Annotated in this window: 25 protein-coding genes and 1 pseudogene; 23 read left to right on the top strand and 3 right to left on the bottom strand. The window is 44.1% G+C overall.

Going from position 1 to position 26,230, the window contains the following annotated elements; all coding sequences use genetic code 11:
* Positions 1-5 precede the first annotated feature (5 nt).
* From paaB to Q0788_RS11230, 12 genes and pseudogenes are all read left to right on the top strand, one after another.
* On the top strand, positions 6-296 hold the full coding sequence (gene paaB / locus Q0788_RS11285; protein WP_197100984.1) for a 1,2-phenylacetyl-CoA epoxidase subunit PaaB: 291 nt from the start codon (positions 6-8) through the stop codon (positions 294-296).
* Between the two features lie 15 nt (positions 297-311).
* Positions 312-1,067, top strand: a complete 756-nt coding sequence (gene paaC / locus Q0788_RS11280) for a 1,2-phenylacetyl-CoA epoxidase subunit PaaC (protein ID WP_298810669.1) — start codon at positions 312-314, stop codon at positions 1,065-1,067.
* Between the two features lie 24 nt (positions 1,068-1,091).
* On the top strand, positions 1,092-1,592 hold the full coding sequence (gene paaD / locus Q0788_RS11275; RefSeq protein ID WP_298810664.1) for a 1,2-phenylacetyl-CoA epoxidase subunit PaaD: 501 nt from the start codon (positions 1,092-1,094) through the stop codon (positions 1,590-1,592).
* Between the two features lie 72 nt (positions 1,593-1,664).
* Positions 1,665-2,723: a 1,2-phenylacetyl-CoA epoxidase subunit PaaE gene (paaE, locus tag Q0788_RS11270; RefSeq protein ID WP_298810659.1), complete on the top strand. Its 1,059-nt coding sequence runs from the start codon at positions 1,665-1,667 to the stop codon at positions 2,721-2,723.
* 97 nt (positions 2,724-2,820) lie between these two features.
* Positions 2,821-3,591, top strand: a complete 771-nt coding sequence (locus Q0788_RS11265; RefSeq protein ID WP_298810656.1) for an enoyl-CoA hydratase-related protein — start codon at positions 2,821-2,823, stop codon at positions 3,589-3,591.
* Positions 3,591-4,382 (top strand): 2-(1,2-epoxy-1,2-dihydrophenyl)acetyl-CoA isomerase PaaG, encoded by a 792-nt coding sequence (gene paaG / locus Q0788_RS11260; RefSeq protein ID WP_197176949.1) that lies wholly within the window; start codon positions 3,591-3,593, stop codon positions 4,380-4,382. The genes Q0788_RS11265 and paaG overlap by 1 nt, the downstream gene beginning before the upstream one ends.
* Positions 4,383-4,384: 2 nt before the next feature.
* Positions 4,385-5,911, top strand: a complete 1,527-nt coding sequence (locus Q0788_RS11255; protein ID WP_298810644.1) for a 3-hydroxyacyl-CoA dehydrogenase — start codon at positions 4,385-4,387, stop codon at positions 5,909-5,911.
* Between the two features lie 31 nt (positions 5,912-5,942).
* Positions 5,943-7,148: a 3-oxoadipyl-CoA thiolase gene (gene pcaF / locus Q0788_RS11250; RefSeq protein WP_298810961.1), complete on the top strand. Its 1,206-nt coding sequence runs from the start codon at positions 5,943-5,945 to the stop codon at positions 7,146-7,148.
* Positions 7,149-7,213: 65 nt separating this feature from the next.
* Complete coding sequence (paaK, locus tag Q0788_RS11245) at positions 7,214-8,515, top strand: phenylacetate--CoA ligase PaaK (RefSeq protein WP_298810641.1); 1,302 nt, start codon at positions 7,214-7,216, stop codon at positions 8,513-8,515.
* 67 nt (positions 8,516-8,582) lie between these two features.
* Complete coding sequence (locus Q0788_RS11240) at positions 8,583-9,518, top strand: PaaX family transcriptional regulator C-terminal domain-containing protein (protein WP_298810638.1); 936 nt, start codon at positions 8,583-8,585, stop codon at positions 9,516-9,518.
* A gap of 51 nt (positions 9,519-9,569) precedes the next feature.
* A complete protein-coding gene (locus Q0788_RS11235) occupies positions 9,570-10,169 on the top strand; it encodes a gamma carbonic anhydrase family protein (RefSeq protein WP_298810636.1) in 600 nt (199 codons plus the stop codon).
* A 240-nt stretch (positions 10,170-10,409) separates the two neighbouring features.
* Positions 10,410-10,544 (top strand): annotated as a pseudogene (locus tag Q0788_RS11230) (zinc-binding alcohol dehydrogenase family protein); the annotation flags it as partial.
* A 624-nt stretch (positions 10,545-11,168) separates the two neighbouring features.
* Here Q0788_RS11230 and Q0788_RS11225 read toward each other — a convergent pair.
* The 3 genes from Q0788_RS11225 to Q0788_RS11215 all read right to left on the bottom strand — a co-directional run bounded on the left by Q0788_RS11225 (position 11,169) and on the right by Q0788_RS11215 (position 14,989).
* Positions 11,169-12,314 carry an NAD(P)-dependent alcohol dehydrogenase gene (locus Q0788_RS11225; protein WP_298810633.1) on the bottom strand — a complete coding sequence of 382 codons (1,146 nt, stop codon included), beginning with the start codon at positions 12,312-12,314 and terminating at the stop codon, positions 11,169-11,171.
* Between the two features lie 168 nt (positions 12,315-12,482).
* A complete protein-coding gene (locus Q0788_RS11220; RefSeq protein WP_298810959.1) occupies positions 12,483-13,529 on the bottom strand; it encodes a TRAP transporter substrate-binding protein in 1,047 nt (348 codons plus the stop codon).
* Positions 13,530-13,624: 95 nt separating this feature from the next.
* Positions 13,625-14,989, bottom strand: a complete 1,365-nt coding sequence (locus Q0788_RS11215; protein ID WP_298810630.1) for a lyase family protein — start codon at positions 14,987-14,989, stop codon at positions 13,625-13,627.
* Positions 14,990-15,028: 39 nt separating this feature from the next.
* Here Q0788_RS11215 and Q0788_RS11210 point away from each other — a divergent pair, with 39 nt between their 5' ends.
* From Q0788_RS11210 to Q0788_RS11160, 11 genes are all read left to right on the top strand, one after another.
* Positions 15,029-15,811 (top strand): IclR family transcriptional regulator C-terminal domain-containing protein, encoded by a 783-nt coding sequence (locus tag Q0788_RS11210; RefSeq protein ID WP_298810628.1) that lies wholly within the window; start codon positions 15,029-15,031, stop codon positions 15,809-15,811.
* A gap of 476 nt (positions 15,812-16,287) precedes the next feature.
* On the top strand, positions 16,288-17,346 hold the full coding sequence (locus Q0788_RS11205; protein WP_298810957.1) for a TRAP transporter substrate-binding protein: 1,059 nt from the start codon (positions 16,288-16,290) through the stop codon (positions 17,344-17,346).
* 207 nt (positions 17,347-17,553) lie between these two features.
* Positions 17,554-18,471 carry a TauD/TfdA family dioxygenase gene (locus tag Q0788_RS11200; protein WP_298810626.1) on the top strand — a complete coding sequence of 306 codons (918 nt, stop codon included), beginning with the start codon at positions 17,554-17,556 and terminating at the stop codon, positions 18,469-18,471.
* 14 nt (positions 18,472-18,485) lie between these two features.
* Positions 18,486-19,265 (top strand): class II aldolase/adducin family protein, encoded by a 780-nt coding sequence (locus tag Q0788_RS11195; RefSeq protein ID WP_298810624.1) that lies wholly within the window; start codon positions 18,486-18,488, stop codon positions 19,263-19,265.
* Positions 19,266-19,480: 215 nt separating this feature from the next.
* Positions 19,481-20,692, top strand: a complete 1,212-nt coding sequence (gene pcaF / locus Q0788_RS11190) for a 3-oxoadipyl-CoA thiolase (RefSeq protein WP_298810621.1) — start codon at positions 19,481-19,483, stop codon at positions 20,690-20,692.
* Positions 20,692-21,864: an alpha/beta fold hydrolase gene (locus tag Q0788_RS11185; protein WP_298810618.1), complete on the top strand. Its 1,173-nt coding sequence runs from the start codon at positions 20,692-20,694 to the stop codon at positions 21,862-21,864. Before pcaF (Q0788_RS11190) ends, Q0788_RS11185 begins: the two co-directional genes overlap by 1 nt.
* A 95-nt stretch (positions 21,865-21,959) precedes the next feature.
* Positions 21,960-22,688, top strand: coding sequence for a protocatechuate 3,4-dioxygenase subunit beta (gene pcaH, locus Q0788_RS11180; RefSeq protein ID WP_298810616.1), 729 nt, complete (start codon positions 21,960-21,962; stop codon positions 22,686-22,688).
* Positions 22,689-22,691: 3 nt separating this feature from the next.
* Positions 22,692-23,315, top strand: coding sequence for a protocatechuate 3,4-dioxygenase subunit alpha (pcaG, locus tag Q0788_RS11175; protein ID WP_298810614.1), 624 nt, complete (start codon positions 22,692-22,694; stop codon positions 23,313-23,315).
* A gap of 96 nt (positions 23,316-23,411) precedes the next feature.
* Positions 23,412-24,602: a 4-hydroxybenzoate 3-monooxygenase gene (gene pobA / locus Q0788_RS11170; protein WP_191115246.1), complete on the top strand. Its 1,191-nt coding sequence runs from the start codon at positions 23,412-23,414 to the stop codon at positions 24,600-24,602.
* A 58-nt stretch (positions 24,603-24,660) separates the two neighbouring features.
* The gene (locus Q0788_RS11165; protein ID WP_191115247.1) at positions 24,661-25,332 is read left to right on the top strand and encodes a 3-oxoacid CoA-transferase subunit A; all 672 of its coding nucleotides are present in this window, start codon (positions 24,661-24,663) and stop codon (positions 25,330-25,332) included.
* Positions 25,332-25,979, top strand: a complete 648-nt coding sequence (locus Q0788_RS11160; protein WP_298810608.1) for a 3-oxoacid CoA-transferase subunit B — start codon at positions 25,332-25,334, stop codon at positions 25,977-25,979. Before Q0788_RS11165 ends, Q0788_RS11160 begins: the two co-directional genes overlap by 1 nt.
* Positions 25,980-26,230 lie beyond the last annotated feature (251 nt).

The raw sequence follows: 26,230 nt of genomic DNA, 5'->3' as shown, positions 1-26,230 counted from the left end.
TAGCCATGGAAAGCAAAAACAACTGGTCACTTTACGAAGTGTTTATCCGTAGCAAACAAGGTTTAAGTCATCGTCATGTTGGTAGCTTGCGCGCGCCAGATGATGAAATCGCCCTGCAAAACGCGCGTGATGTCTACACTCGTCGTAATGAAGGTGTGAGCATTTGGGTAGTAAAGTCAGAGCTGATTACCTCATCGCAACCTGAGGAAAAACCAGAGTTTTTTGAGCCATCACTCGACAAGGTATATCGTCATCCTACCTTCTATCAAATTCCAGACGGTATTGAGCATATTTAAGATAGGAGATAATCGATGAATAACCAAGCGTTAACACAATTCTTACTTCATGTTGGTGATAGCCAATTGATTCTATCGCACCGATTGTCTGAATGGTGTGGACATGCCCCTGAGCTTGAGCTTGATATTGCTTTGTCCAATATCGGTTTAGACTTATTGGGTCAATCCCGTACGATGCTGAGTCTAGCTGGACAAATCGAAGACTTGGGCCGTGATGAAGACAACTTGGCTTTTTTACGTACCGAACGTGAATATCGCAACCTATTGCTATGTGAACAGCCCAATGTAGATTTTGCCCAAACGATGGTACGTCAATGGTTGATGGATCATTACCATGTATTATTACTTGACGCGTTAAGCCAAAGCAGCCACGTAGATATTGCAGCCTTTGGTGTCAAGTCATTAAAAGAAGCAAAATATCACTTACGTTTCTCACATGCATGGATGGAACGCTTAAGCCTAGGCACCGATGAGGCACACCACAAAACGCAACAAGCGCTGAACAACTTATGGCGCTTTACTGCTGAATTGTTTGAACTCACCACTGACGAACAAGCCTTAGTTGATAATGGCGTCTTACCGAAACTCGATCTTCTAAAAGCTGAATGGTTAGCGCAGATTGAAAGTGGATTGGCACGTTTGAACTTAACGTTGCCTGAGATCGGCGCATACCGCCATGGTGCGAAACAAGGCGCTCATACCGAACACTTGGGTTATATTTTGGCAGAATTACAGTACATGCAACGTGCTTACCCAAATATGAATTGGTAAACATACAAGACAGGGAGTCAAAGTATGCGGTTAATTCCACAAGTCACAGATGCCTGCTGGCAAGCCCTTAATCAGGTTCATGATCCAGAAATACCTGTTTTGACCGTGCTTGACTTAGGCATGATTCGGGGCGTTGAAATCAACGCAGATAACGAAATCGTGGTGCGTTTAACACCAACCTATAGCGGCTGCCCAGCAACTGATATGCTAAAAGATGATATTACCAACACGTTTACCGAACGTGGGCTGAGCCCTGTAAAGGTGGTGATTGACTTGTCTGAAGCTTGGACGACCGACTGGATGAGTGAGGCAGGTAAGCAAAAGCTGCAAGAATATGGCATTGCACCGCCGCAAGGCGATTCACACAGCTGTGGTACCCACGTGGCGCTAACCGATGGTGTGACCTGTCCGCATTGCCGCAGTCAAAAAACCCGACTGATTAGCGAATTTGGTTCAACTGCGTGCAAGGCGTTGTATAAGTGCCTCGATTGTCTTGAACCGTTTGATTATTTTAAATGTATCTAAGATAGGGGTAGTCGCGAGATCGCACGTGACAGTCAGATCATTAACTAAGCAAAATGAAAGAAGGATTTTCGCATGAGTCAATTTTTGCCACTAACTATCAAGTCTATCCAGCCACAAACTGAGCAAGCGATTTGTATTGCATTTGACCTTGCTTCGGAAGACGCGGCAGCCTTTAAGTACCAACCAGGTCAACATTTGACCATCCGTCACATGACAGATAATGGCGAAATCCGTCGTTGCTACTCAATCTGTAGTGATGTGCAAGAAGACATGAGCATTGCCATCAAGAAGATTGATCAAGGACAATTTTCTACTTGGGCAAACGAACACCTAAAAGTAGGCCATACTCTAGAAGTTATGCCACCCCAAGGAGTTTTCTTTCAAAAAGCCGCTAAAGCTGGTGGTCAAAACTACCTAGGCTTTGCTGCTGGTAGTGGTATTACTCCAATTTTATCTATCGTCAAAACGGTGTTAAATACCCAGCTAGATGCCAATTTTACCTTGGTATACGGCAATCGGTCATGGAAACAAACCATGTTCTCTGAGCAAATCATGGACCTTAAAGACCGTTTTAAAACGCGCCTACAACTGGTTAATATTTTCTCACGTGAGATGAGTGACAGCGAGATCTTTAATGGCCGTATCGATGCGAACAAATTACAACAGTTGTTTGACGCCCAACTTATCAGTGCTGATGTTGACCACTGCTTTGCCTGTGGCCCAGAAGAGATGATGGAAGCCGTTGAGACCGTATTGCCAAACCTTGGTATCGATCGCAACAACATCCATACCGAGCGTTTCCATACGGGGACTGTCAACAAACCAACCGCCCAGCAAATCGAAAAACGTAGCGAAGAACGCGTCAATATCATTTTGGACGGACGTGAACTGATCGTTGAAGTGTCAAAACAAGATGACAGCATCTTAGATGCGGCATTACGTGCGGGTGCTGACTTACCCTATGCCTGTAAAGGCGGTGTGTGTGCCACTTGTAAATGCAGGGTGATTGAAGGTGAAGTCGAAATGGCCGTTAACTATAGCCTTGAGCAAGAAGAGTTAGATAAGGGATACGTACTCAGCTGCCAAGCATTACCTGTATCAGCCAACATACGATTGAGCTTTGACGCGTAATCGCGAGACGCTAGCACCCTAGCCATTTATCGTTTTTATATACAACGTAGGGTTTGGCAAAAACTCCTTATTTCATTGTTTTTATTAGGATTCAGGGATGAATTACATTAAAACCTCCAGTCCAAAAGAAGGCGTTGCACTGATTGAGCTAAATCGCCCAGAAAAACGCAACGCCCTAAATAACGCCACTTTGCAAGAAATTGTCGAACGGCTTCAAGCCTATGACGCTGATACCGATATAAAAGCGGTCGTCATTACTGGCAACACCCAATGCTTCGCTGCGGGTGCAGATCTTAACGAACTTATTCAACTCGATACCGTTAGCTTACAAACTGATATTCGCCCAACCTTATGGAAGCGAATCGATGAATTTAGCAAGCCGCTATTAATCGCAGTCAATGGCTATGCACTCGGTGCCGGTTTTGAGCTGGTATTACATGGTGACATCGTGGTCACGGGCGAAAACGCCCAATTTGCGCTGCCTGAAATTGGCTTGGGCATGCTACCAGGGGCAGGGGGCACCCAGCGCCTCGCCCGCCTAGTGGGTCAGCAGCTTGCCATGCGCTGGGCGATGACAGGTGAGAGGATTAGTGCATTAAGCGCACAACAACATGGGATTACCACCCAAATCTGCCCAACCGAGTTGACCGTACAATACACCATTGATCTGGCGGCCAAAATCGCCAAACAAGCCCCTTTGGCCATTCACGCCATCAAACAGTCGCTCAAAACCATCCACGAAGTGAACTTGAGCCAAGGCCTTAAGCAAGAACGTCAGCTATTTGTTTGGCTTGCCGCCACCCAAGATCGCCAAGAAGGCATACGTGCATTTTTAGAAAAACGTCAACCAATTTTTAGAGGTATGTAATGGACTATCAAACGATTCTCGTCGAAGAAAAAAATGCCGTCGGCTATCTTACCTTAAACCGCCCAAAACAGCTTAATAGCTTTAATGAAACCATGCACAAAGAAGTGGTCAGCGTGCTAAAAGCATGGTCAAAAGACAGTACTATTCGCGCTGTAGTGCTCTCTGCTGAAGGTCGCGGTTTTTGTGCAGGTCAAGATTTAGGCGATCGCGCAGTTGCCCCGAATGCTGATGCGCCAGATTTGGGCCTATCTATCGAGACTTACTACAATCCACTTATTAAGCTGATCACTGACATGCCAAAGCCTGTGATCTGTGCGGTGAATGGCGTGGCTGCCGGTGCCGGCGCGAACATCGCTTTGGCGTGTGACTTGGTATTGGCGGCCAAATCAGCCTCATTTATCCAAGCGTTTTGTCGTCTTGGACTTGTACCCGATTCAGGCGGTACATGGTTCTTACCACGCGTTGTCGGACGCGCCCGCGCGATGGGCTTAGCCCTGTTAGGCGATAAGCTATCTGCTGAACAAGCGATGGCATGGGGCATGATTTGGCAAGTGGTCGAAGATGACGCGCTACGCAGCGAAGCCAGTAAATTGGCCGAACATTTGGCCAGCCAACCGACCTATGGCCTAAGCCTCATTAAAAAAGCCATCAATGTATCCGCGGACAACAGCCTAGAAGATCAGCTAATCTTAGAGCGGGACTTGCAGCGACTTGCTGGCCGCTCAGCCGACTATAAAGAAGGTGTCCAAGCTTTTATGCAAAAACGCACCCCAATTTACCAAGGACGTTAATCATGGAAACGAGGGATTTATCAAACGCAACCATTGCCGTTATTGGGGCAGGCACAATGGGGATTGGCATTGCCCAGTTGGCCGCCATGCACGGTCACACGACCTATCTCTTTGATGTAGATGTTGCCAAAAGTCAAGCCGCCTTAGCGAGTCTGGAAAGCCAACTTGCCAAACGGGTCCAAAAAGGCAAAATGTCTCAAGTGCTACTTGATAGCACCCTAGAGAATTTATCTATTATTACAGATATTAATGAGATGGCAGCGGTGCAGTTGATCGTTGAGGCGATTGTTGAGCGTCAAGACATTAAACAGCAGATCTTTGTCCAATTGGCTGATGTTTGTGCTAACGATACGATTTTTGCATCAAACACGTCATCAATATCGATTACAGCGATTGCATCAGCAGTACCAAACCCTGAGCGTGTAGTAGGCTTACACTTCTTTAATCCAGCCCCAGTGATGAAACTTGTTGAGATTGTTCGCGGTTTACAAACAGCGACTGAGATTACAGATGGCTTGTTTAACTTGATGAGTGCTTGGAAAAAGGTACCGGTAATCGCCAAGTCCACCCCAGGCTTTATCGTCAACCGTGTGGCGCGTCCATACTATGCTGAAGGCTTTCGCGCACTGCAAGAAAACGCGACCACGCCTGCGCAGCTTGACTTTATCATGCGTGAATCAGGTCGTTTTGCCATGGGGCCATGCGAGCTAACAGACTTAATTGGCCAAGATATCAACTTCTCGGTGACGCAAAGCGTCTACCAGGCTTTCTTCTATGAGCCACGTTACCGCCCATCGTTGGTACAAAAAGAATTGGTCGATGCCGGGTGCTTTGGCCGTAAATCTGGCCAAGGATTCTATGACTATAGCCAAACGCCAGCAATCCCTGCTTATGCGTTACCCGCCGTTGAAGCAACCGCTGCCGCGCTGCCTACCATTATTGTACGTGGTGATTGGTTTTATGCCAAAGGTTTGGTTGAACGCTTACAAGCTGCTGATAGCCTCACAGTGACTCTTGAAGATGCAGACCAGAACAGTATCGAAATTGGTGATGTCAGCATTCGTTTATCACTGGGTGAATCCGTGGTGATTGATCATGGTGATGCTAAAGTCATGCTGATGGACTGGCATGCGGACTGGTCACAAGCCCGCGCTATTGTATTGGCTGCCTCTATGGCCTGTAATGATGATGAACGTGAGCTGGTGAGACAAACCTTTGCCAGCTTTGACGTGCATGTTATTTGGTCTGCCGACCATCCTGGTCTATATGTTTTACGTACCATTGCTATGCTCATTAATGAAGGCTGTGAAGCAGTGTTACATAACATCGCCTCTGAAGCAGACATCGACGCGGCCATGAAGTACGGCGTGAATTACCCCCAAGGCCCGTTTGAATGGGCACAAATGCTCGGCTACGATACCGTGCTTAACACGCTTAATAACTTACAACGTATTTATGGTGAAGAACGTTATCGTGCCAGCCTGTATTTGGTAAAAAAAGCCATCACCTGTCACACGGCGAGCGCTTAAACTTATTAATTTATTGTAAGGGGAAACTATGATGCAACAAGTATATATTTATGACGCCATTCGCACCCCAATCGGGCGCTATGCCGGTGGCTTAAGTAGTGTTCGTACGGACGATTTGGCAGCTTTGCCTATTCAACACCTAAAAGCTCAAAACCCAAACTTGCCATGGGATAAGGTCGATGAGGTAGTCATTGGCTGTGCTAACCAAGCTGGCGAAGACAACCGTAATGTAGCGCGTATGGCAACTTTACTTGCAGGCTTGCCTGATAAGGTGCCTGCTATCACCGTTAACCGTCTCTGTGCCTCTGGTATGGACTCGATTGGCATCGCCTCACGTTTGGTAAAAACGGGTGAGGCCGAGTTTGTATTGGCTGGTGGTGTCGAGAGCATGAGCCGCGCACCTTATGTCCAATCAAAACCGACCAGTGCCTTTCACCGCGCACCAGAAATTTTTGACACCTCCATCGGTTGGCGTTTTATTAACCCACTAATGAAAGCAGCGTATGGTGTTGATAGCATGCCAGAAACTGCCGAAAACGTGGCTGAAAAATATCAGATCAGCCGCGAAGACCAAGATCTATTCGCGCTACGCAGCCAACAAAAAACTGCGGCTGCCCAACAGGCGCGTCTCTTTACCGAAGAGATATTACCAGTTGAAGTCAAAACGAAAAAAGGCAGCATGATTGTTGACCAAGACGAACACCCACGTGCAGATGCTAGCTTAGAAGCCCTTGCGAGTCTCAAAACCCCATTTCGCAAGGAGGGCGGCTCAGTGACTGCGGGTAACGCATCAGGCGTCAATGACGGTGCTGCTTGTGTGCTAATGGGTAGCGAACGCTTTGGTCAAGCACACAATCTAACGCCGCAAGCGCGTATTGTTGGTATGGCAAGTGCTGGTGTCGAGCCACGCTATATGGGTATTGGTCCTGTACCTGCAGTACTAAAAGTACTTGAGCAAACTGGACTAATATTAGACCAGATGGATGTTATCGAGCTCAACGAAGCATTCGCCGCGCAATCCCTTGCTGTAATTCGCGAACTGGGTCTTATCGATAATGACGTACGTATCAATCCAAATGGTGGGGCCATTGCGCTAGGTCATCCTCTAGGAATGAGTGGTACACGTTTGGTCATCACCGCAATGAAAGAATTAAAACGTCGTAACGGTAGGTATGCGTTATGCACCATGTGTGTGGGTGTGGGTCAAGGCGTGGCAATGGTGATAGAAAACGTCTGATCACGGCTTTAACGGAGTTTTTTAATTGGAAATGTAGTCAGGATGACTACGAAAAGGAGTTTTACATGAATCATAACGTTATGGAACACATCGAAACTGCGTCAGTAGACGAATTGCGTAGCGTACAGTTGAAACGTTTGAAAGAAACACTCAAACACGCCTACGAAAACAACCCTGTTTATAAGAAGAAATTTGACCAAGTCGGTGTCCACCCCGAAGACTGTCAATCGTTAGAAGATTTAGCCAAATTCCCATTCACAACCAAATCAGATTTGCGCGACAATTACCCGTTCGGTATGTTTAGCGTCCCACGTGAACAGATCGTCCGTGTTCATGCATCATCAGGTACTACAGGCCAACCTACCGTGGTCGGTTATACCAAGCAAGATATCGTGACTTGGTCGGATGTCGTCGCACGCTCACTGCGTGCGGCTGGCCTCACTAGCAAAGATACCATCCAAGTATCCTACGGTTATGGCCTATTCACTGGTGGTTTGGGTGCGCACTATGGTGTTGAACGATTAGGCGCAACGGTTATTCCAATGTCAGGTGGCCAAACTGATCGCCAAGCCCAGCTAATCCATGACTTTAAACCAACCGCATTAATGGTTACCCCTTCTTACTGCTTGAACATTATTGAAGCGTTAGAGAAAAAATTTGGTACAGCCAAAGACTGTTCTGTCAAAACCGGTATTTTTGGGGCTGAACCGTGGACTAACGCCATGCGCCAAGAAATCGAAACGCGTTTAGGTATTGATGCGCTAGATATATACGGTCTGTCAGAAGTCATGGGCCCAGGTGTCGCCATGGAATGCTTAGAATCTAAAGACGGCGCAACCATTTGGGAAGACCATTTTTACCCAGAAATCATTAACCCTCAGACCGGAGAAGTACTACCAGATGGCGAGCTTGGCGAATTAGTGTTTACCACTATTACTAAGGAGGGTATGCCTATCATTCGCTACCGTACCCGAGATTTGACCCGCTTATTACCAGGCTCTGTACGAACGATGCGTCGTATGGAAAAGATTGTTGGCCGTAGTGATGATATGCTGATCATTCGTGGCGTTAATGTATTTCCCTCGCAGATCGAAGAACAGATTTTACAAGTACCAAAATTACTGCCAAACTATCAGATCCATATCCTCAAGCACGGTCACTTAGACACCCTATGTATCCATGTTGAGTCACGTAGTGATGCCAGTGGTATCGAAGTGATGCAGTTGGCCAATACACTTAAACAAAAAATAAAAACCATGGTGGGTATCAGCGTTCATGTAGAAGTCTCACCACAAGGTATGTTACCTCGTTCTGAAGGTAAAGCTCAACGTGTTATTGACCTACGTAATACTGCTGTACCTGCCTAATGTAATTAACCCCACACGATAGTCCCTTGGGTATTATCGCGTGCCTTTTAGACGATGAATAAATGATATGAATGCTAAATTAAAACAATGTATTGATGAGCTTACCTGTGAAGACGTATTAAGTGGCACCTCGTTAATTATGTCAATCTTTGGTGATTGTATCTTTCAACGAGGAGGGGTTATTAGTTTAGCCAGTCTAATTCAACTCATGGATGTGTTCGGTTTTAACGAACGCTCCGTGCGTACTGCGGTGTTTCGCTTAGTGCAAAATGATTGGTTAAGCTCCGAAAAAATCGGGCGTACCAGTTACTACCGCATTACCGAAGTCAGCCGTGAACGCTTTGCTGCCGCCCATGAAAAAATTTATGGTTTACATCAGGGTGAGTGGGATCAAAAATGGGACTTGGTGTTATTAAGCTCGGTTGATCTTGGAAACAAAACCCTCCTCAAAAAAGAATTGGAGTGGTTAGGGTTTGCCAATATTACCACCAATCTCATGGCCTATCCGAGCTGTGATGAACTGCAGCTGCAAAACTTACTATTTAATCTCAATATGACCGAAGAAGTTGTAGTGTTTCGTGCCGAAGCCTTGCAATTGTGGCAAGAGTCATACCCAACACTCAAGCGTATGATTGAGGTTAACTGGCCCATCGAGCAGCTGCATCAACGCTATGATAAATTTATTAACGACTTTCGTAATGTTTTGAGCCTCATCGAAGATGGTGAGTTTAATCAACTACAAGCGTTTCAAATTCGTATTCTACTGATTCACCAGTACCGACGTATCTTATTAAAAGATCCGAATTTACCTCTAGAACTATTGCCATCGGATTGGCTGGCACTGACCGCGCGTAATTTGACCAGTAATGTGTACCAAATGATTATTAGTTCGTCAGAAGAGTTTTTTCTTAACATTGCCCGCACTGCTGAGGGAACCATGCCGCCAGCACGGCCACAGTTTTATAAACGCTTTGGTGGGTTAAAGTTTGCTGAAGGAACTTAAGCGAATGATGACTTTAAACTTTTTTTGACATTTCTTGATAAGGAAACGATGATGCCTTGCTATGCCATTGACGGTGTAATACCGGTTATTAGCTCAGATGCTTATGTTCATCCAACTGCCGTGATCATTGGCGATGTTGTAATTGAAGCAGGTGTGTATGTTGGTCCACTTGCGTCATTACGTGCTGATTTCGGTGGTATTCGTGTCAAAAAAAACGCCAATATACAAGATAATTGCATTATACATGGCTTTCCCAACCATGTAGTAGTGGTTGAAGAGTATGGTCATATTGGACATGCAGCCATTCTACATGGCTGTATTGTGAGAAAGAATGCACTCATCGGAATGAATAGTGTCATTTTAGATTTAGCAGAAGTAGGTGAAAATAGCATTATTGGTGCTAATAGTACCGTTAAAGCGAAGATGATCATTCCGCCAAATGTCATGGCATTAGGCAGCCCTACAAAAGTGATAAGAGAACTTGAAGAAAAGGAGTTGGCTTGGAAAGCTCATGGTACTCAGCAATATATAGATCTTACCAAACGTTGTTTGCACTCTTTAAAGGAAGTTGAGCCTTTAACCATGGATGCAGACGAGCGGTTAACACATAAGCAATTTAATGCCCAACATCATATCAAATCAGAACTTTGATAACAAAGGCCATCATAGCTTGCGAACAAACCCCAATATTAACAACCTCACCTAAAAATATTAAAGGTCTGAGAGGTCTATATGTCATATGCAGCCTATCTTTAAGGGCTTTGAATATTTCAGTCTCTCAAATAGCTCATGTAATATCGATATATTGGCTACGATAAAAGTACTGCTATCGTTACCTGAAAGAATTTGTTTTAGCAACAGATAGCGGCTCTGTGTTCGAACTAATTTCGCAGCAATGCTGAGTACCAGTTGGTCGATGAGCGTATCGTTGGGCACACGCTAGCTTCTTTATCATTTGTTGAGGCGGCTGCATTACTACTCGCTATTATCACTGCTTGGGAGATGCTGTTCAACCACTTGCAGGTACTTGTTTCTGAAAACGTTGAGGGCGCTGCAAGTGACAATAGTGCTGATGCAAATACAAATACTTTATCAGTACTGGTCATTGGCGCAGAAGGCGGCGTGGGTTCAAACCCCAATATTAACAATATCACCTAAGTAAAGAACCAAATTAAAAAAGGTTACCGAAGCTATATTTGGTATAGCGTTGACAACCTTTCTTTTGTATTTTTAATATCTAAAGATAAGTTTATACGTTCATTATAATCAGATTCTCAGTCCCTCGATAGTGAGGTCATCATCACCTAAGCAGTTATGTTCTGGCTCGTACATTGCTGTCGCTGAGAAACAGATAAAAAATACAAATATTTAGTGTAGGGGTAGGTTTTTAATCAACTGTCTGAGCAAGCCGATGATGAATAGACCGTGTTAGGTGCAGCTATAGCTTTCCAAGCTTAAATAGCACGTTTTACCGTACCTTGTCCTATATAAAATAAATATACTTCACCAACATGAATAACTGAACCAGCTCACTAAGAACTAGTTATTGGCTCATCTATCCCAAGTTTAATTCAAGTGTTCTGGAATGAACAATATTGTTATGGAGTAAAAGCGTTTAAATCATAAAAAAAGACTATCTAATCTGTTTCATCAACTTGTAGTAAAAATATCATCTGACTCCATTCTAACGATAGGCTTAAGAGTGATGCCTTTCTCACTATCTTCTGCTGCCTGATTAATGTCTTTGAGCTCATAAAATGTTACTAACTGATCAAATGGAAATTTGCCCGCCATATAGAGATCTACTAGAACTGGTATTAAAATACTGGGAACACTGTCACCTTCAACCACACCAATAAGTTTTTTACAGTTTTGCATTATATCTGTCAAATCTAGTGCCGCTGTGGTACCTGGTTTAGATGCTCCAACAATTGCACCAATACCCCGTGGACATAAAGACACCATCATGTCTGATACAAGTTTACCAATACCAGTAGAATCCATTGCAAACTGTGCGCCGCCACCTGTAATTTCTTGAATACGATCGATGGTGTCTTCTTCTTGACTATTAATGATATGGGTTGCTCCCAATTTAAGTGCCAACTCCAAGCGTGAGGGGACAATATCGATTGAAATGATGGTTGTTGCGCCTATGGCCGCGGCTGCCATAATGGCTGATAGACCTACAGCACCACCGCCCCAGGCCACAAAGCTAGAACCAGGAGTCACTTTGAGCGCGTTCATCACAGTACCAGCACCAGTTTGTATGCCGCAGCCTAACGGACCAAGTAGTTCCAGTGGTGCATCTTTACGCACTTTAATGACATTACGAGCATTTGCCACGGCATACTCACCAAATGATGACTGTCCAAAAAAACGATCATTTAGCTCAGTATCATCGTCTGCGATCAAGGCGTGCGATCCATCATTCCTTTGACCAGAAAAGTTATACTGATTGAAGTTTTCACAATAAGCAGGATGACCTTCGTAGCAAGCTGTGCATTTATTGCAATTTAAAAAGGTCATGACCACATGATCGCCTGGCTCGATATTTGTGACTGCGTCACCGACATATTCAATGACGCCAGAACCTTCATGACCTAGAACTATTGGATGCGGAACTGGAAAAACTTGATCACGTGCGACCATATCAGTATGACACATACCTGTTGCCACTACGCGTACCAGCACCTCATCGTCTCTGATAGAAGTGGGTTTAACTTGCTCAATTTGGAACTGTCCTGCTTGCTGGCGAATTACTGCTGCCATATAAGAGTCAGGTAACTGATATTTCATGATCATTCCTTTTGTATGCCGATTAAGATGAGAGTACCTTATATTTAACTATTTTGAATAATATTCAGAGACCCTAATAGGGTGACTCTAGTTAGATTACTCATACAAAGCGTTAAACATCTGGCGCTAGATATGGGATGCTAAACACAAAAAAATAACTACAGGTCACTAAACCTTACAAGCCGCACTAGCTTCTTTGGCTTTTTCATAGACAGCTTGAGGGTCTAGACCTAATGCTGCGACATCGTTTAGGTATTTTTTAGTACCCGCTTCTAATGGGCCTTTCCATTGTGGGTCATTTAATGGATCAGGAATGTCTATCATAGTGTCGCCTTTTGCTTTGGCTTCTGCCATGAATTTTGCGTCCTCTGCATCAAAGACTTTGCCTGCCATCGCAGCCATGGCTTTGCCAGAGTTATCATCAATAACCTTTTTGAGATCGTCAGGAAGGCTCTCGTATTTATCTTTATTCATGGTGACCATGATGGCAGAGCTATAAAAAGGAATATTAGTATGAGTATTGGTCAGCTCAATCAGTCTAAAAGAGCCTGTCGCATCCCACGGTAAGCTCAAGCCATCCAAAACACCACGTTGAAGAGACGTATAGATATCAGTGGCAGGTAGACCTACTGGTGTACCGCCTGCAGATTCAATAATATCTCCAGCAATCGCTGATGGGCGACGCATACGCAACCCTTTTAGGTCATCTGGTGTGCGGATGGCTTTATCAATAGTATGCATCCCGCCAGGACCAGTACCCATCATAAATAACAAATGAGTGTCTTCGTATTCACTCGATATCACCCCATCATCATATAGAGTCTGTAGCATACAGTTCATCTGAATCGCTGAGTTAGAAAGGCCTGGTAACTCTGCTACTTGGGTTAATGGAAAGCGGCCATTGGTATAGCCTTGTAGCTGAGAGCCTATATCGACGGTGCCTTTGGCAGTTGCATCGTAAGTAGCATCAGGTTTGCTAAGAGTTGCTGAAGGATATATTTCAACTTTAATACGGCCTTCAGATTCCTCTTCGACTTTTTTGGCCCAAGGCTCAAAGATTTCCGAATGAGTGGCTGCCGTTGCTGGCCAAAAATGTGAAAAACGTAATGTGGTGACTTCTTCAGTACTCGCCGTTGCAGTTTCGTTCGACTGCGAGCAGCCAGTCAATCCAATCATAGCCGCTAACGTCAAACTGAGGGGCAGTATCTGTCGCATCATAAAATCCTTTTTCGATGTTTTGTTCTAAATAAGAACTCTTGTTCGTATAGTGAATTAAAAATACCTTGTTTTTACTTTTCTGTCAATCTGCTTTATTGCTTGTAGAACCCAATTTCTAAAGTGATATCTTCAATAGCTTGTAATATGGTTTGACATTGTCTTTGCGCTGCACCGCAGTAGGTCAAAGGCGATAAAACTGTTTTAAGCGCATCATGATTGCTCAAATCTATAGATTGCTCTGATAGCAAAGCCAAAAAGGTAGTTGTAAACCCTTGATGCTGACTGTGGGCTTGTTGGCTCGCTTGATTAATCAACGGGTAGATTTTGTCTTTGTCTGCCTCAAAATGTTTTTCTAGGCCTTTGATTAGATAGGCATCGCTATTTAAATCAAGGTTGGCCGTCATACGCTCAGGGTAGACTTGCAGTCCTTGCAATAGTGTCTTCAAATACGATACAGCACCTGCCATCAGAGCTGTGCCTTCAGTCAAAGGGACCCAGCTAGCATGCCACTGTCCTAATGCGCGCTCAAAAGGCTGGGCTGTGCTATTGCTAATCACACTCATATGTCCATGCATCCGCAACGTGGCGGTTTTTATCAAAGCGCATAGGACAGGGTTGCGCTTGTGCGGCATCGATGAGGAGCCGCCCATTCCCTCGATGGACGGTTCAGCAACTTCACCCAGCTCAGATTGAGACATCAGAGCAATGTCCTCGATGATATTTTCTATTGCCCCAGCACAGGCATCTAATGTAGAAGCAATGGCATAAATAGGTTGTCTATTTGTGTGCCAAGGGAGTAGAGGAGCGGATAAACCCAGTGACTCTGCTACCTGTTGCGGTAGCTTATGATGCTCGTTTTCTTCATTACTTACCCCAACAGGACCACCCCATTGTAAGTAAAATCCTGACTGCTCTAATTGTGCTAAGTTAGGTATGATAGCTATCAATGAAGATGCCCATTGGGATACTTTGGTGCTAAAAGTGATAGGTAGCGCCTGTTGCATTAGCGTTCTGCCTGCCATCGGCGTTGCACGATGTGTTTGAATCAGTACCTCACAAGCTTTCAATACCTCAATCAAATCTTGATAAATGCATTTAAATGACGGTTTAAGCATCATCATCATTGCGGTATCAATCACATCCTGACTGGTCAGTGTTTGATGAAAGAACGGTTTTATATCAGCTGGAAGTAAAGACTTTGCTTGTGTCACAAAAGGAATAGCAGCGTTACCGCCCAAATATGTTTGTTTTCCAATGGCGTCAATATCAAACAATTCTAAGGCTAACGCTTGCCGGGATTGTTGAAAGATGTTTTTTGGGATAAGCTGATTTTTTTCTCGAACTTCTAGCACGGTTAACTCAAAATCTAACATGGCTTGAACGAAAGCCCGATCAGAAAACGAATTGGCAACATCAGAATGTACAAAAGGCTGATTGATTAATCGATTGATTTTCATTTAGAATCCCTAACTTTGATAAGTATGAATAATATATCTATGAAACAAGATAAGAAAATACCCTTTGATAGTCCAGATTTCGTGACGTCTCTCGCAGGTGGATTAAGTGTTCTGCGAGCGTTTGATGACAACCATTCGACGATGACGCTGAGTGAAGTTGCCGAATGTACCAATATGGATAGAGCAAAAGCGCGGCGCTATCTGCTGACGCTGCATGCGTTAGGCTATGTTCATAAGGATAAGCGCCAATTCAAACTCTCTCCCAAAACGCTCAGTATTGGCTCGAGCTATCTAAGTAGTGCGCATCATCACGACATCGTGCAGTTCTATCTCGAACGTGTGACCGAAAAAACGGGTGAATCTTGTTCCTTTGCCGTACTAGATGATGATGAAGTGGTTTATATCGCACGGTCTGCTGCGAAGCATCGCTTGCTATCTATTTCGCTCTCTATAGGTACTCGGCTTCCTGTCGCTTACACCTCTATGGGCCGTGCTATCTTGGCTAGCCTGCCCGAAGATGAGCGTGAAGATTATGTCGACAAAATCGAGCTAAACGCGTATACACCCTTTAGTATCATTGATCGTGAACAATTCAAAAACATGTTAAGTGCCGCTCATGACGAGCAATACGTGGTTGTCGATCAAGAGCTTGATACTGGGCTGCGATCCCTTGCACTGCCTGTTTATAAATCAAATGATGAACTCGTCGGTGCTATCAATATCAGTACCAATGCCATGCGCGTGTCAAAAGAGACGCTTATTAAAGAGTTTTTGCCCATATTGCGTGATTGCGCTGAAAAAATCCAAACGTATTATATCTAGTCAGCCGAGCTAAATGTTGCCACCTGTCTGAGTTTATACGACATTGTGAGTAGATAGAAATCACGATTGAATGAGCATCATGAAAAGGTTTCCAATGCTTTATATAAAATTGCATTGGAAACCTTTTTTTTTGTCTTTTAGTAAACCTAAGCAGCCAAGAGTTAGGTTTAAAATGACTGTTTCCTCACCCAAAACAACTGTATTTTCTAAAAGATAAATTATTGACAGCATGGTAAAAGGACAGTATAGTCAAGTTCATAATATGAACATTAATTCTAATAAAGAACAAATAATATCATATTTATCAAGAAAATTGAGATAATTATTTGCTGCCATCTGCCTTTTTACTTTAAAAGGACAGGTTGCCTTTAATAGATTCATAATATATTACTGCAGCGCCAAGGATGGTAGAGCAGTTGGCATTGACCGCCTTCAAGCTGACTCATGTATTGTTTATATACAAGGAAAGTATGCAAATGAAAATCAAAGACAATATCAAAATGAAAAGCATGTCCGTACTAATAGCCTTGGCATTAGGCATGGTAGGGTGTTCTAGTCAATCAAATGAGCAAAGCTCTGAAACTGAAACCACCGTTTTAAGATTCTCACACTTTTGGCCTGCAACCTCTGCGATGCATGTTGAAGTCTTTGAGCCATGGGCAAAAAAAATTGAGACGGAATCTAATGGCCAGTTAAAGGTTGAGATTTATCCATCAGCAACGCTGAGCAAGCCAGATGTAATGTATGATTCTGCTGCTAAAGGCGTCGTTGATATTGGCTCTCAGGCACACGGCTACAGTGCTGGTCGTTTTCCACTCACACAGATTGCTGAGCTTCCCGGCCTTTCAAACTCTGCCACCCAAATGGGCTGCATTCTACAAACACTTTATGACGATGGCACTATCGCCAGTGAATATGAAGATACGCATTTGTTATTTCTCATGGGCGCAGGACCGGCTGCAATTCATACGGTTGGTGAACCCATCCGTGTTCCTTCTGATATGAAGGGCTTGCGTATTCGTCGACCATCAGCCATTGCAGGCGATATCATTGAAGCCACTGGCGGCACACCAGTGGGTCTTCCAGCTAATGATATCTACACCTCATTACAGCGTGGCGTGATTGATGGCCTTAGCTTTCCTTGGCAGCCAACGGGTGATTTTAGACTGGTCGAGTTAACTAAAGCGCACACCAACATACCTTTTTATAATTCAGCATTGCTCGTGACCATGAACAAAAATAAATATGAGAATTTACCTGATAACCTTAAAAAAGTCCTAGATGACAACTCAGGAAGAGTGATGTCTGATTTGGTAGGCGAAGTAACAGATAGAGAAGATGCTAAATATATGGCAGAAGCGCGTGCTGCTGGACATATCATGGTTGACATTCCTGATCCGCTCAATAATCCTGATTGGAAAGAGCCTTTGTTGCAAGGCACTCAGAAATATCTGAGTGATGTTAAAGCATTAGGTTTAGATGCTGATGGTATCTATGAAAAGGTAAAAACGGTCAGTGCAGGCTGTAAAGCTTAAACAATGTCAGGTAGTCCTCATGTATACAGTCAAAATTATTGTAGATAATCATAATGATTGTCCAATATGTAGCCTTTTACTAGCTGTAAGCGGTGAGCCTAAGCGTGACTTTCAAGATTGACAAGGGATTATCTCTAAAAAAGTATTTTTTGGTCTTCTATTCGACAGTTGATAAAAATCAACAAAAAATTTTAAAGGATTAAAATTATGAAGAGTATTACACATCCAACCGGACTGTTTGACAATGGCGCAAAAGACTATAAGCATATTACCGCTATTCCTTTAGCGGCAGCTATGGGAGCAGAAATACAAGGCGTAGATCTCAGTAATGTGAGCGACGACGCTTTTGCTGAGATCGAAGCGGCCTTGTATAGGCATAAGCTTATCTTCTTTAGGGAGCAAGATATCTCTTTTACGGATCATGAAAATATAACGCTCAGATTTGGTGATTTTGGAACAGATGCCTATACCAAAGGTGTAGAGGGGCATAAGAACATCCAGCCAGTCATCAAAGAAGCAACTGTTGAAACAAAAATGGTGTTTGGCAGTGGCTGGCACACAGATTCCGCTTTTTTAGACTGCCCGCCTGCAATCGCGATCAACTATGGTAAAGATATGCCTCCATATGGCGGTGATACCTTATTTGCAAACTCTGTACTCGCATACAATAGCTTAAGTCCAGCAATGAAAGAGATGATAGCCTCTCTTAAAGTGTGGATGAGTGCTAAACACGTTGTGAGCTCTATGCAAGCTGAAAAACAATCACAGCAAAGAAAATCTGGTGAATTAGGTAGTTTAGAGCTTGATGTCGATACACAAAAAATGATTGAAGGATCTTATCATCCGCTGGTTAGAACACATCCTGTATCGGGCGAAAAATCACTGTATGTAGACAAAACCTATGCCTGCGGTATCGAAGGTATGACAGAAGAAGAGTCACGTCCTCTACTGGATTTCTTAGCAGGTTTTGTGACCCAAGAGTCTTTTGTTTGCAGACTTAAGTGGTATAACAATACGGTTATCATGTGGGATAACCGAATCTGCTTGCATCAGGCGTTTAATGACTATGATGGTTACAGAAGAGAGATGTATCGGGCAGTCGTCATGGGCGAAAAACCAGAATAAAAAAGGATGGCTTAATGAAAGATATTTTTGAATCAATAGTAACGCCGCCTGGCTATAGTGATCATGAGTGGCAGGCGAGAATTGAGCTGGCATTATGCTATAGAATGGTTGACTACTATGGCTGGACCACACAAGTTTATAACCATATCTCATATCGAATTCCGGGTACAGATCATTTACTGATTAATGCATTCGGGCTTTTATATAGCGAAATCACCCCCTCAAATCTGGTAAAAATAGATTTTGATGGTAATAAACTTGATGACTCACCGTTTCCGATCAATAAAGCGGGCAACGTCATTCATACTGCCATCCATAAAGGTCGCCCTGATATTCACTGTGTGATGCACACTCACAATACAGATTTACAGGCAGTTAGTGCTTTGGAGTGTGGTTTTATACCTTTATTCCAGGAAGCGTATATGTTCCATGACCGTATTGGTTATCATCCTTTTGAAGGCATTGTATTGGATGCAACAGAACAAGAGCGACTTGTTGAGTCAATTGGTACTGACAATCACACGCTCATGCTCAACAACCACGGTGTTATTACCACTGGCCCTGATGTGTCATGGGCATTCATGCGAATGTACCAAATTATACAAGGTTGTGAGGTTCAGCTAAAAGCAATGGCTTCTGGTGGTAAATTACTTCAAGCCAGTGATGAAGCAATGATTAAAACCAGAGAGCAGTTCGAGGGCGGTGAGGCGCAAGCTGGTGCCCAAGTTAGGCTACCTGAGTGGCCAGCATACTATCGGTTGATGAATCGGATTGATCCTAACTGGATAAGATAAACTACTTGTTCTTCCTGATGTTTTGTCAGTTTGCTTACATAGATTAGTAGAATTTTTAGCAATAAAAACCCACGAATTAGCGTGGGTTTTTATTTTGGAAAAAAAGCAAATCTTGTTGACAAAAGCCAATAAAACGTATATTTTAATTCACTATACGAACAATAATTCTAATTAAGAACAAAACAGCGTATTTCTAAATAATCTAGGAGCAAGATATGACAGCAGTCTATATTTGTCATCCAAAAAGATCAGCAGTAGGTCGGTATGGCGGCGCATTGGCTGATATTCGTCCTGATGATCTATTAGCACAAGTAATAAAGTCAGTGCTTGATGATGCACCTGACTTTGATCATAGTGCGATAGAAGACAGTTTTATGGGGTGTGCCAATCAAAGCGGTGAAGACAATCGTAACGTTGCGCGTATGAGTGGTTTGTTATCAGGGTTATCAGAAAAGGTACCGGCAACAACCATTAATCGACTATGTGGCTCAGGCCTAGACGCAGTAGGAACGGCCTTTCGGGCGATAGTCAGTGGTGAGATGGAACTGGCACTCGCTGGCGGTGTTGAATCAATGACCCGCGCCCCATTTGTGATGGGTAAACCTGAAGGTGCTTATGATCGTCGTCAAACGCTGCAAGACACGACCATGGGTTGGCGTTTTATTAATAAAAAACTGGACGCTATGTATGGTACAGAGGCGATGCCACGTACCGCAGAAAACCTAGCGGAAAAATATAATATTTCTCGTGAAGACCAAGACTCTTTTGCAGTGTGGTCACAACAAAAGGCGGCTCAAGCACAAAATGATGGTCGTTTAGCGGCTGAAATCACTCCTATTACGATTGAGAGACGTAAGAAAGAAGCGCTAATCGTCGATACAGACGAGCATCCACGTCCGAATACTGATATGACTGCTCTAGAAAAACTGCGTCCTATCTATGAAGGAGGGACGATTACTGCTGGTAATGCTTCCGGTATCAATGATGGTGCTGCTGCGATGTTAATCGCTAGTGAAGCGGCCGTAAAAAAATATGGTCTAACACCCATGGCAAAGATCGAAGGGATGGCAACTGCTGGCGTGCCACCAACTATTATGGGTATTGGTCCGGTACCAGCCACTCAAAAACTATTAAAGCGTCTTAATCTTAGTTTAGACGATATCGATATCATCGAGCTCAACGAAGCTTTTTCTGCCCAAGCATTGGCATGTTCTAGAGAACTAGGATTAGAAGATCGAGATCCAAGATTGAACCCTAAAGGTGGCTCCATTGCTTTAGGTCATCCACTTGGCGCTTCTGGTGCACGGATTTTGATTTCAGCTATTCATGAGTTACAACGTACCAAAAAAGACCGTGCACTTTGTACGATGTGTATCGGCGTTGGACAAGGTATTGCTTTAGTGGTTTCAAGAGCAGGAGAACAATAATGGCATTTTTGACAACAGACGTACACCTCATTGCTTATCAAGATAGCGGTGAAACCTACTTGCCAGCATTGTTTATGGCGCATCCGTTAGGCATGAGTCGTAACGTATGGGACAAAGTATGTGATGAGCTGCATGGTCATTATCGCTGCATACGTTGGGACTTGCCGGGCCATGGCAGCAGTGGCGCTGCCTGTGCAGATTTGACAATAGATCAGCTGGCTTATGATGTGCTCAGCTTAGCAAACACTTTAGATATTGAAAGCTTTAGTTTCATTGGTACTTCTATTGGCGGCATGATCGGACAAAGCCTGTGCCAAATTTCGCCAGAATCTTTAGAGCAGGTTTGGCTCACCAATACAGGTGCTGTGATTGGGACAGCAGAGGCGTGGGCTGAACGCGCTGCTAACGTTCGCAGTTTGGGCTTGGCTCAAATGGCTGAAGGGATTGTGCCGCGCTGGTTTGCGCCTGCGTATATTAAACAAAACCCTGATGCACTGCTTGGCTGGCAAGTACAGTTATCGCGCAACGATGATGAGAGCTATGCCAAGCTTTGTGAAGCGATTGCATACGTTGATAACCGTGAACGCTTAGCAAGTTATACGGGCAAGGTTGCCTTGCTAGCAGGTGCAGAAGATGTCTCTACACCGCCTGCGACACTTGCCGCACTGCAAGAAGCTTTTACCGATGCTGAATTAACCGTATTTGACGGGTTGGCGCATGTGCCAGCGGTTGAAATGCCCAAACAGCTAGTCGAATACATACAAAACAACCCTATGCGTGACTCTATAGGGCAGACAGGTATTGGTTATGAGCAAGGTCTTACACAACGTAAGCGAATCCTTGGTGCAGATCATGTTACCAAAGCCTCCAATAATGCCACAACATTAGATGGGTCTTTTCAGCAATTCATCACACGTAATGCTTGGGGAGAGCTGTGGGGAGATCCTAGCTTAACTGTGCAACAACGAAGCATGATTACCACTGCCATATTGGCTGCCCTTGGACGTGATGGTGAGCTGGGCTTGCATTTACGTACCGCACATCGTCTAGGTATCAATGAAGATCAGCTACGTCAGGTGCTGATGCATGTATCGATTTATGCTGGCGTACCAGCGGCCAATCATGCGTTTTCTTTAGCCAAAGATAATGGATGGGGCAATCCCATCAGTTAAGGCAGCAATGAGTCAGCACAGCAGTTAATTAGCACAGCAGCTAGTTAGCACCCGATATTGATAAAGTTTGCTTTATAAAAATGGAGAGCAATGTAATGAGCCATAAGTATCCCTCTTTTTTATCACGTGATCGCACTTGGCAGCCAGAACCTTACACGCCGGGTTACAAAACCTCGGTGGCACGTTCACCGCGTCAAGCGTTGGTCAGTCTCCAAAGAGCGAGCGATTCAGAGCGTAGTGGTCCTGTATTTGATGGTTTAGAAATCGGTCAGTATGACAATGACTTATTGATGAATTTTCGAGCAGAAGGTGAGCAAGCAGGTCTGCCTATTGGCGAACGTATCATCATGCATGGTCAGGTAATCGATCAGTTCGGTAAGCCTGTGCCCAATACGTTGGTTGAGATGTGGCAAGCAAATGCTGGTGGTAAATACCGTCACAAAAAAGATGGCTATCTGGCGCCACTAGATCCTAACTTTGGCGGTGTTGGGCGATGTATCACTGATGCTGAAGGTCGCTATCGTTTTCGTACAGTGCGTCCAGGGCCTTATCCTTGGCCGAACGGGGTCAACACTTGGCGACCTGCGCACATTCATGTATCTGTCATGGGTCCTTCAATCTCTACACGTCTGATTACCCAAATGTATTTTGAAGGGGATCCACTTATTCCACTGTGCCCAATTGTACAAGTGCTAAAAGATCCAGAGGCTGTTGAAACGATGATTGCACGCTTGGATATGACTAGAAGCAAGCCAATGGACTGTTTGGCCTATCGTTTTGATATCGTGGTACGCGGCGCATTACAAACCTATTTTGAGGAGTAAATCATGTACAGCCAATACAAATTACAAGACGACAGTGGTCTGTTGCGTGAGACGGCCTCCCAAACGTCAGGTCCTTTTGTACATATCGGTTTGGCGTTAGAAATTGCTGGTTTTGAGTCACGATCTGACGAGATATGGCAAGACTTGGCCAAAGAGGGTGCTGAAGGTGAGCACATAGAATTGGTCGGTCATGTATACGACGGTAATGGCGAAGCGGTACATGATGCATTGATCGAGATATGGCAAGCAGACAGCCACGGTAATTATATTAGTAATTTTGATAACAAAGAACCGTTTAGCGGGTTTGGACGCAGTGCTTGTGCTTTAGATGGGGATTTTCATTTCCATACCGTCAAACCTGGACAAGTAGATTTTTATGGTAAGCCCATGGCGCCACACGTCAATATCGCCATTTTTGCACGTGGTATTAATTTACATCTGCAAACCAGAGCCTATTTCAATGATGAGCAAGAAGCCAATGAGCAGTGTCCAATATTGAACAGTGTGCCTTCAGCAGAACGTCGAAAAACATTGATAGCCAAAAAAGAACAAGGCGATGGCAAACCTCGCTACCGATTTGACATCTACTTACAAGGTGATGGAGAGACTGTCTTTTTTGATTTTTAAGAGAATACTTTTACGGATAGCTAATGGCTTTCGTAAAGAAGCGGTTGATAGAAATGTATTGCAAATAGGAATTTATCAAGTAATGAGAGGGATTTCATGAATTATAAAACTCAGGTGGCCATCATTGGTGCTGGCCCATCAGGCTTATTGCTCGGTCAACTACTGACCAAAGCGGGTATCGACAACATTATTTTAGAGCGTCAAACAGGAGAGTATGTCCTAGGACGTATCCGTGCAGGCGTTTTGGAGCAGGGCACTGTAAATCTGATTCGCGAGTCGGGCGCTGGTGAGCGAATGGATAAAGAAGGATTGGTTCACACTGGTACTGACTTTAGTTTTCAAGGTGAGCACTATCATATAGACCTAGAAAAATATAGTGGCGGCAAACATGTCGTGGTATACGGTCAAACAGAAGTCACTCGAGATTTGATGGAAGCGCGTGAAAAAGTAGGCGGTGTCACTGTCTATCAGGCAGAGAACGTTGAGCTACACGATATTGAATCAGACAAACCGTACGTCACTTATCAGCATAACGGTGAGTCGTTCCATCTAGACTGTGACTACATAGCTGGATGTGATGGTTTCCATGGTGTCTCGCGTAAGTCTATTCCGTCTAATAAGTTAGAAGAATATGAGAAAGTCTATCCGTTTGGTTGGTTAGGATTGATGAGTGACACGCCACCAGTCAATGAAGAGCTGGTCTACTGTGCTCATGAGCGTGGCTTTGCACTGTGCTCGATGCGTTCTCCAACCAGAAGCCGCTACTACATCCAAGTGCCTGATACAGACAAGATCGAAAACTGGAATGAAGAAAAGTTTTGGGCGGAGTTAAAACGCCGTATTCCACCAGAAATGGCTGAACGACTAGTGACTGGGCCTGCTATAGAGATGAGCATTGCACCGCTACGCTCTTATGTTTGTGAAACGATGCAATATGGCAAAGTATTCTTGTTAGGAGATGCAGCACATATTGTTCCGCCAACTGGCGCTAAAGGATTAAACCTAGCAGCTAGTGATGTAGAAACAGCGTTTCGTTTGTTTGTGAAAATATATGAGGAAGAACGTACAGACTTGATCCCTCGCTATCAAGAAATCTGCTTGGCACGCGCTTGGAAAGCCGTACGTTTCTCATGGTGGATGACTATGTTATTACATCGTTTTCAGAGTGCGGGTCGTTTCGATTTTCGTGTACAGCAAGCTGAATTTGATTATTTTATTCATTCAGATGCTGGAAAAGCAACGATTGCTGAAAACTATGTGGGCTTACCATTTGAAGCATTAGAGTAAATAGTTGAGTTTCAATTATTTAGACCTAGCTACTCAACTTTTTATATAGGATGATTCCATGTTAAATAAAGTGACAGAATCTGCCATCGATGCCATGAACCATATCAATGATGGGGCAACCATCTTGATAGGTGGGTTTGGCTTGGCAGGTCAGCCAGCAGAGCTGATCGACGCATTGATTGAGCGTAATGCTAAAGATTTAACAATCGTGAGTAATAATGCAGGCAATGGCGAGACAGGATTGGCGCTATTACTAAAGTCAGGCTGTGTACGCAAAATCATTTGTTCGTTTCCACGTCAGCATGACTCGTATATCTTTGATGATCTTTATCGTTCAGGCAAGATTGAGCTCGAAGTGGTACCACAAGGCACGTTGGCTGCTCGTATGCAAGCTGGCGGTAGCGGTCTTGGCGCGATTTATACACCGACCGCTTATGGTACGTTGCTGGCTGAAGGCAAGGAGACACGGACTATCGATGGCGTAAACTACGTATTGGAATATCCAATTAAAGCAGATTTTGCCCTTATCAAAGCTTTTAAAGGCGATCGTTGGGGCAACCTAACCTATCGTAAAGCTGCTCGTAACTTTGGTCCAATTATGGCGGCAGCATCGAAACATACTATCGCCCAAGTGAGTGAAGTCGTTGAATTGGGCGCGTTGGATCCTGAACACATCATTACGCCAGGTATCTTTGTGCATGAGGTTGTTTGTATTGAAGGAGATAAGTAATGAGTAATTATACTCCGCGTTCAGTTGATGAGATTGCCAAGCGCGTTGCTCAAGACATCGAAGAAGGCATGTATGTCAATTTGGGTATCGGACAGCCTACCAAAGTCGCTGATTTCCTACCGAAAGATAAAGACATTTTTTTGCATAGTGAAAATGGCGTTTTGGGTATGGGGCCAGCCCCTGAAGAAGCCGATAGAGATGGTGACCTGATCAATGCTGGCAAACAATATATCACGCTACTCAAAGGCGGTAGTTACTTTCACCATGGTGACTCTTTTGCCATGATTCGTGGTGGACATATCGATCTATGTGTTCTTGGTGCATTTGAAGTTGCTAAAAATGGCGATATTGCCAACTGGTTTTTGGGTCGTCCAAAAGACATTCCAGCCGTTGGCGGAGCGATGGATTTGGCCGTTGGTGCCAAAAAAGTTTACGTCATTATGGATCACGTTAGCAAAAATGGCGAACCCAAAATTGTTGAAAGCCTAAACCTGCCTATTACTGGCGAAAAATGCGTTAATCGAATTTATACAGATCTAGCGGTGATTGATATTACTGAGCAAGGGTTGGTGGTGCGTGACATGGTTGAGGGGTTGACCTTTGATGAATTGCAATTAAAAACAGGCGCCACATTGCGGCAGCCATGATCTAAAGAATAACCCGTAACACACTATTATCAGTACAGTGCTTAACCATCAAGAAGGGATTTCATGATGAAAGAAAAATTATCTCTAGCAGTCATTCAGGCTATTTGGCCCATTATAAATGATGATACTAATGATATTGCATCAGCCTTGAATAACAAGGCAGGTGCTATATGACATTTTTAGTCAAGCTCAGCGTCTTAATCTCTAGATTATGCCAGTTTATTGGTGGGATCAGTCTCATCATCATCGTA

Origin of the sequence: uncultured Psychrobacter sp. (genome assembly GCF_947500265.1) — a bacterium.
Taxonomy (GTDB): domain Bacteria; phylum Pseudomonadota; class Gammaproteobacteria; order Pseudomonadales; family Moraxellaceae; genus Psychrobacter.
This window is presented reverse-complemented; position numbering and strand designations above follow the sequence as displayed.

Bases quoted from the DNA above. Each gene is read 5' to 3' on its own strand.
- Q0788_RS11240 (WP_298810638.1), top strand. From the start codon at position 8,583: ATGAATGCTAAATTAAAACAATGTATTGATGAGCTTACCTGTGAAGAC.
- paaE (WP_298810659.1), top strand. From the start codon at position 1,665: ATGAGTCAATTTTTGCCACTAACTATCAAGTCTATCCAGCCACAAACT.
- Q0788_RS11225 (WP_298810633.1), bottom strand. From the start codon at position 12,314: ATGAAATATCAGTTACCTGACTCTTATATGGCAGCAGTAATTCGCCAG.
- pcaH (WP_298810616.1), top strand. From the start codon at position 21,960: ATGAGCCATAAGTATCCCTCTTTTTTATCACGTGATCGCACTTGGCAG.
- pcaF (WP_298810961.1), top strand. From the start codon at position 5,943: ATGCAACAAGTATATATTTATGACGCCATTCGCACCCCAATCGGGCGC.
- Q0788_RS11265 (WP_298810656.1), top strand. From the start codon at position 2,821: ATGAATTACATTAAAACCTCCAGTCCAAAAGAAGGCGTTGCACTGATT.
- Q0788_RS11235 (WP_298810636.1), top strand. From the start codon at position 9,570: ATGCCTTGCTATGCCATTGACGGTGTAATACCGGTTATTAGCTCAGAT.
- Q0788_RS11210 (WP_298810628.1), top strand. From the start codon at position 15,029: ATGAAACAAGATAAGAAAATACCCTTTGATAGTCCAGATTTCGTGACG.
- Q0788_RS11160 (WP_298810608.1), top strand. From the start codon at position 25,332: ATGAGTAATTATACTCCGCGTTCAGTTGATGAGATTGCCAAGCGCGTT.
- Q0788_RS11195 (WP_298810624.1), top strand. From the start codon at position 18,486: ATGAAAGATATTTTTGAATCAATAGTAACGCCGCCTGGCTATAGTGAT.
- paaG (WP_197176949.1), top strand. From the start codon at position 3,591: ATGGACTATCAAACGATTCTCGTCGAAGAAAAAAATGCCGTCGGCTAT.
- paaK (WP_298810641.1), top strand. From the start codon at position 7,214: ATGAATCATAACGTTATGGAACACATCGAAACTGCGTCAGTAGACGAA.
- paaD (WP_298810664.1), top strand. From the start codon at position 1,092: ATGCGGTTAATTCCACAAGTCACAGATGCCTGCTGGCAAGCCCTTAAT.
- Q0788_RS11220 (WP_298810959.1), bottom strand. From the start codon at position 13,529: ATGCGACAGATACTGCCCCTCAGTTTGACGTTAGCGGCTATGATTGGA.
- pcaF (WP_298810621.1), top strand. From the start codon at position 19,481: ATGACAGCAGTCTATATTTGTCATCCAAAAAGATCAGCAGTAGGTCGG.
- Q0788_RS11215 (WP_298810630.1), bottom strand. From the start codon at position 14,989: ATGAAAATCAATCGATTAATCAATCAGCCTTTTGTACATTCTGATGTT.
- pobA (WP_191115246.1), top strand. From the start codon at position 23,412: ATGAATTATAAAACTCAGGTGGCCATCATTGGTGCTGGCCCATCAGGC.
- Q0788_RS11185 (WP_298810618.1), top strand. From the start codon at position 20,692: ATGGCATTTTTGACAACAGACGTACACCTCATTGCTTATCAAGATAGC.
- Q0788_RS11255 (WP_298810644.1), top strand. From the start codon at position 4,385: ATGGAAACGAGGGATTTATCAAACGCAACCATTGCCGTTATTGGGGCA.
- paaC (WP_298810669.1), top strand. From the start codon at position 312: ATGAATAACCAAGCGTTAACACAATTCTTACTTCATGTTGGTGATAGC.
- Q0788_RS11165 (WP_191115247.1), top strand. From the start codon at position 24,661: ATGTTAAATAAAGTGACAGAATCTGCCATCGATGCCATGAACCATATC.
- Q0788_RS11205 (WP_298810957.1), top strand. From the start codon at position 16,288: ATGAAAATCAAAGACAATATCAAAATGAAAAGCATGTCCGTACTAATA.
- Q0788_RS11200 (WP_298810626.1), top strand. From the start codon at position 17,554: ATGAAGAGTATTACACATCCAACCGGACTGTTTGACAATGGCGCAAAA.
- pcaG (WP_298810614.1), top strand. From the start codon at position 22,692: ATGTACAGCCAATACAAATTACAAGACGACAGTGGTCTGTTGCGTGAG.
- paaB (WP_197100984.1), top strand. From the start codon at position 6: ATGGAAAGCAAAAACAACTGGTCACTTTACGAAGTGTTTATCCGTAGC.